Origin of the sequence: Neisseria sp. HMSC070F02, assembly GCF_001814225.1 — a bacterium.
Taxonomy (GTDB): domain Bacteria; phylum Pseudomonadota; class Gammaproteobacteria; order Burkholderiales; family Neisseriaceae; genus Neisseria; species Neisseria meningitidis.
In genome coordinates this window covers 1-5,141 of the sequence record NZ_KV815342.1, presented here as the reverse complement: position 1 = coordinate 5,141, position 5,141 = coordinate 1, and the positions used below count along the sequence as shown (strand labels likewise).

General features: G+C 47.9%; 6 protein-coding genes. 2 read left to right on the top strand and 4 right to left on the bottom strand.

Annotated elements, in window-relative coordinates:
- Positions 1-124: 124 nt before the first annotated feature.
- The 4 genes from HMPREF2959_RS00375 to prmB all read right to left on the bottom strand — a co-directional run bounded on the left by HMPREF2959_RS00375 (position 125) and on the right by prmB (position 3,810).
- Positions 125-1,480, bottom strand: a complete 1,356-nt coding sequence (locus HMPREF2959_RS00375) for a PFL family protein (RefSeq protein ID WP_002243747.1) — start codon at positions 1,478-1,480, stop codon at positions 125-127.
- Between the two features lie 14 nt (positions 1,481-1,494).
- Positions 1,495-1,767, bottom strand: a complete 273-nt coding sequence (locus HMPREF2959_RS00370) for an ACT domain-containing protein (RefSeq protein ID WP_002212673.1) — start codon at positions 1,765-1,767, stop codon at positions 1,495-1,497.
- A gap of 125 nt (positions 1,768-1,892) precedes the next feature.
- Positions 1,893-2,630, bottom strand: a complete 738-nt coding sequence (locus HMPREF2959_RS00365; protein ID WP_002243748.1) for a toxin-antitoxin system YwqK family antitoxin — start codon at positions 2,628-2,630, stop codon at positions 1,893-1,895.
- A gap of 280 nt (positions 2,631-2,910) precedes the next feature.
- A complete protein-coding gene (gene prmB / locus HMPREF2959_RS00355) occupies positions 2,911-3,810 on the bottom strand; it encodes a 50S ribosomal protein L3 N(5)-glutamine methyltransferase (RefSeq protein WP_002243749.1) in 900 nt (299 codons plus the stop codon).
- 144 nt (positions 3,811-3,954) lie between these two features.
- On the opposite strand from prmB, the gene HMPREF2959_RS00350 reads away from it, so the two are divergent.
- Together HMPREF2959_RS00350 and HMPREF2959_RS00345 are read left to right on the top strand one after the other, a co-directional pair.
- On the top strand, positions 3,955-4,548 hold the full coding sequence (locus tag HMPREF2959_RS00350) for an LPD3 domain-containing protein (RefSeq protein WP_002243750.1): 594 nt from the start codon (positions 3,955-3,957) through the stop codon (positions 4,546-4,548).
- A gap of 111 nt (positions 4,549-4,659) precedes the next feature.
- The coding region (locus tag HMPREF2959_RS00345) for an HK97 family phage prohead protease (protein WP_070696214.1) at positions 4,660-5,141 on the top strand (482 nt) is incomplete at its 3' end.

Below are 5,141 nucleotides of genomic sequence, written 5' to 3'. Positions count from 1 at the left end.
ATTTGAATTTCCCTAGTTATCTAGGACAGCCCCATATTCTTTTCTAAAGACATTTTACCCGATGCCTATAAACAAAAATGCCGTCTGAAGCCTTTCAGACGGCATTTCCCCATCAAAACCGCAATCAGTTTTTCATCGATTGAACCGGTGCGGGAATCCTGCCGCCCCGGTTGACGAACACTTCGCATGAGCCTTCTTTGACCGGCATTACAGGCGCGTAGCCCAACAGGCCGCCGAACTCGACGCTGTCGCCGACGGTTTTACCGGTTACCGGAATAATGCGCACGGCAGTGGTTTTGCTGTTGATCATGCCGATGGCGGCTTCGTCGGCAATGATGCCGGAAATGGTGTGCGCGGGTGTGTCGCCGGGAACGGCAATCATATCCAAGCCGACCGAACAAACGGCGGTCATCGCTTCGAGTTTATCCAACGTCAGCACGCCTGCTTCGGCGGCGGCAATCATACCTTCGTCTTCGGAAACGGGGATAAACGCGCCACTCAAACCGCCAACCGCGCTCGAAGCCATCATGCCGCCCTTTTTCACGGCATCGTTCAGCAATGCCAAAGCTGCTGTTGTGCCGTGCGTACCGCAGACGCTCAAACCCATTTCTTCAAGAATGCGCGCCACCGAGTCGCCGACGGCAGGGGTCGGTGCCAGCGACAAGTCGAGAATACCAAACGGGATATTCAGCATTTTTGAGGCTTCGCGGCCGATGAGTTCGCCCACGCGGGTAATTTTGAAGGCGGTTTTCTTCACAACTTCGGCAACTTCGGTCAATGTCGTTGCATCCGAATTTTCCAACGCGGCTTTTACGACACCTGGGCCGGATACGCCGACATTAATCACAGCATCCGCTTCGCCCGATCCGTGAAACGCACCCGCCATAAACGGATTGTCTTCCACCGCATTGCAGAACACGACGATTTTCGCGCAGCCGAAACCTTCGGGCGTAATTTCAGCCGTGCGTTTGATGGTTTCGCCTGCCAGCTTGACCGCATCCATATTGATACCGGCGCGCGTACTGCCGACATTGATGGAGCTGCACACGATGTCGGTGGTCTTCATCGCTTCGGGAATGGAACGGATTAACACCTCGTCTGAAGGCGACATGCCTTTTTGCACCAACGCGGAAAAGCCGCCGATAAAGGACACGCCGATGGCTTTGGCAGCCTTATCCAAAGTTTGCGCCACGCTGACATAGGAATCGGCATGGGTAGCCGCCGCGATTTGGGCAATCGGCGTAACGGAAATGCGCTGATTCACAATCGGCACGCCGTATTTGGCAGACAGATATTTTGCCGTCGCCACCAAGTCTTTGCCGACCGTGGTAATTTTGTTGTAAATGTTTTGGTTTAACACGTCGATGTCGGTGCTGATGCAGTCGTGCAAATCAATGCCGATGGTAATGGTGCGGACATCGAAATTCTGGTCGGCAACCATTTTGACGGTTTCTAAAATTTCGCCGGATTGGATACTCATCACATTCCTCCGACTCAAATGCGGTGCATCGCTTGGAAGATTTCTTCATTTTGCATACGGATATCAAGCGCGAGTTTTTTGCTCTCTTCCGCAAACAAATCCAAAACCTCCTGCCGAGATTTGGGGCATTTCGAGGTATCCACCAAGATAATCATGGTAAAAAAATCATCCATCAGCTGTTGGCTGATATTAAGGATGTTGATTCGGTTTTCCGCCAAAATTTTGGAAACATCGTACACGATGCCGACGCGGTCTTTGCCGATGACGGTGATGACTGAATTGTTCACAGGCTTACTCCTTGCAGATATCCGTTAAAGTCCGAAATTATACCACCGTTGGATTTTGAAGAAATATTGTCAACAATATATACATACAAAATGCCGTCTGAAACTATTTCAGACAGCATCAAGATTCAGGGTTCGATTAAATAACCATCCTTATCCCACTGGGTTTTCCTGACCAACTTATCATCCTGATAAACAGCCTCGCTCTTTTTAGAACCATCTTCATACCACTCCAAGACCACCCCGTTGCGTTTATGGTGGCGGATAGACAGCTCCGAGAGTAATCGGCCGTTTTCATCCCAAGTGAGAATCTTGACAGGTTCATCGTTGACCATAACCATTTCCGTCTTGATACTGCCGTCGGCATACCATTGCTTCCATACGCCGTTTGCCTTATTTTGCTTAAACTGGATTTCGCTTTCCTTACCGCCGTTACGGTAATAACGGTATCCCGTACCTTCACTCAAACCATTTTTATAAGGCATAACCGCAGATTTTTTACCGTTCGGATACCAGTTGACCCACTCCCCGTCCGGTTTACCCTTGCTGAAGCCCCCCGCCATTTTTTTCTGACCATTAAAATGCCACAAAATCAACATACCGTTTTGCAGGGTAGGCACAAAAGATTTGATTTGCGTTGAAGCAACGATATAAGGTTCGGAATATTTCTTCATCGACGGATAATAAAAATCCTGCGCGTGTGCGATACCCGCCGCCACACTATATTGCCTGATATAAGCGGCAGAAGACATCGTCGCCGTCAGTTTCCCGTTCTGATTAAAATAAACAGAATAGGTCTGCGCCGGCAAAGCGGCCGAAAAACCCAACAGTACGATTGAAAATACAATCCGAGATAATTTTTTCATTGCAATAGCGATATAAAAACAAGGCTGTGTTTTAGTAATCTGTTGATTTCAATTATTTGCAAGGGAAAAGACAATTATTTTCCGGTTAGGAATAAACCTATTCTATTGAATAGATTGAAGCCAAGTACGCCTATCAACACTATATTAAAACACTGCCAAAAACAATTAACTTATAAACAATATGGTAAGGATTTCTCTGCCAAGCATCAAACCCGAGACAACGTATCGTAAAAATGCCGTCTGAAAACAAATCGTCTTCAGACGGCATTTCCCCTTCAACTCACTCTTCACCCAATAACTGCTCGCGCGTCAAGAGGAAAACAAAACCGTCGCCCCCGCTGGTTTCCAACCAAGTAAAAGGCAACTCCGGATACGCTGCTTCCAATACATCCCTGTTATGCCCGATTTCCACCAGCAATACACCTTTGGGATTCAGAAACTTTGCCGCATTCAGAAGAATCTGCCTGGTGGCATCCAACCCGTCCGCCCCGCTGCCCAATGCCAATTCCGGTTCGTGCAAATACTCTTCAGGCAATAACTCAACCGATTCCGCATCCACATAAGGCGGATTGGAAACAATCAAATCATAAGTGCCTTCCAATCCTTCAAACAAATCCGTATGAATAAGCCGGATGCGTTCTTCCAAACCATAATCTTCGACATTGATCCCTGCCACTTCCAAAGCATCCAAGCTCACATCAACCGCATCAATTTGGGCATCAGGATAATGATGCGCCATCTGAATGGCAAGGCATCCGCTTCCAGTGCAAAGATCCAAAGCATTATGCACCAGCTCATCGTATTCTATCCAAGGACGAAGTCCGTCACCCAGCAATTCATAAATAAAAGAGCGCGGCACAATCACGCGTTCATCTACATAAAAATCAAACTCTCCCTGCCATGCCTGGTGTGTCAAATAAGCGGCTGGAATGTGTTCGACAGCACGACGCTCAATAACCGCCAGCACTTCCTCTTTTTCAGCTTCCAAGAGTTTTGCATCAAGATATGGGGCAAGCATATCCAAAGGCAAATTCAAAGTATGCAGAATCAAATAAGCCGCTTCATCATGCGCATTATCTGTTCCATGACCAAAAAAGAGCCCTGCCTCATTAAAACGGCTGACTGCAAAACGTAAAATATCGCGGATAGTCGTCAATTCTTGTGCTGCCTGATTAAACATAATATGAACCATTCTGCGTATAGATACTTTTAATTATAACAGAAACAACAAGCAAACCTTTTCATATCGCCAAATAACCACCCAATCTACCCATACAACTACATAAATGCCCGCGCGAAAACCATCGCCCGAACGGAAACGACAATGGCCGACGGTATGGGCAATCTGATTGGCTGGGAAAAAACGGGGCTTGTTGTCGGTAAGCAGTGGATAACCGCAAAAGACGACAAGGTATCCGATGTCTGCAATGCCAACGGCGAGATGGGCGTAATCGGGCTTTACGAGCCTTTCTCACACGGCGCATTGACGATACCTGGTCATCCGAACTGCCGATGCGAGGTTGTTTCCGTATCGGGTGGCGAATTGGGGGAATTTGCCGAAAAAAAGGAGCTTCGTAAAGCGGCTATGCAGTATGCGCGGGATAACTTTATCGGCAAAAGCTATGTCAATGAAAACAGCGGGCATGAACTGAAGGTAACTTGGCAAGGTGTGAAACACGCTACGTCAAAGGCAAATCAGGCGGAATTATCCATCATAACAAAACTTGATGACTTATTGCGCTACGCAAAATATGAGGGTTCTTATTCGGATAAGAAAGGTCATCCTGATATTATTGCAGCACATAAGTATCGTGCCGTTGCCAAGGTTGGGAATGAGTCTTTAAATATCGGTGTGATTGTAAGGGAATTTCCAGACGACCATAAACATTACGACCATTTCATCTTGAAGGATGAATAAAGCCCTTTTGCAGTGTCGTTCTGGAGCGGATAGCGTTAAGGCAAGTACACTTCCAGCCTTGAAAAAGGGCTTTAAATTCAGCATGCCATTTATACAGGCAGGAGTAAACCCATGACAAAGTTATACGCAGAAATCGCCAAGATGGAGACGCAGGACGACGGCACGGTCAAGGTTTGGGGTTACGCTTCAAGCGAGGCGGTCGATTCCGACGGCGAAGTCATCGCGGCGGCAGCTATGAAGGCGGCGATTCCCGATTATATGAAGTTTGGCGCGGAGCGCGAGATGCACGGCTCAAACGCTGCGGGAACGGCAATTGAAATCAACGTGGAAGATGACGGCAGAACCTTTTTCGTGGCGCATATCGTCGATCCCGTTGCCGTGACGAAGGTCAAAACAGGCGTTTACAAGGGCTTTTCCATCGGCGGCAGCGTTACCGCCCACGATGAGTTGAACAAGTCGCAAATCACGGGTTTGAAGCTGACGGAAATCAGCCTTGTCGAGCGCCCTGCCAATCCCGATGCGGTGTCTACCTGCTTTAAGGCGGACAAAGGTGCGGAAACGGTAAACAACGATACAGAACATAATGCTACATA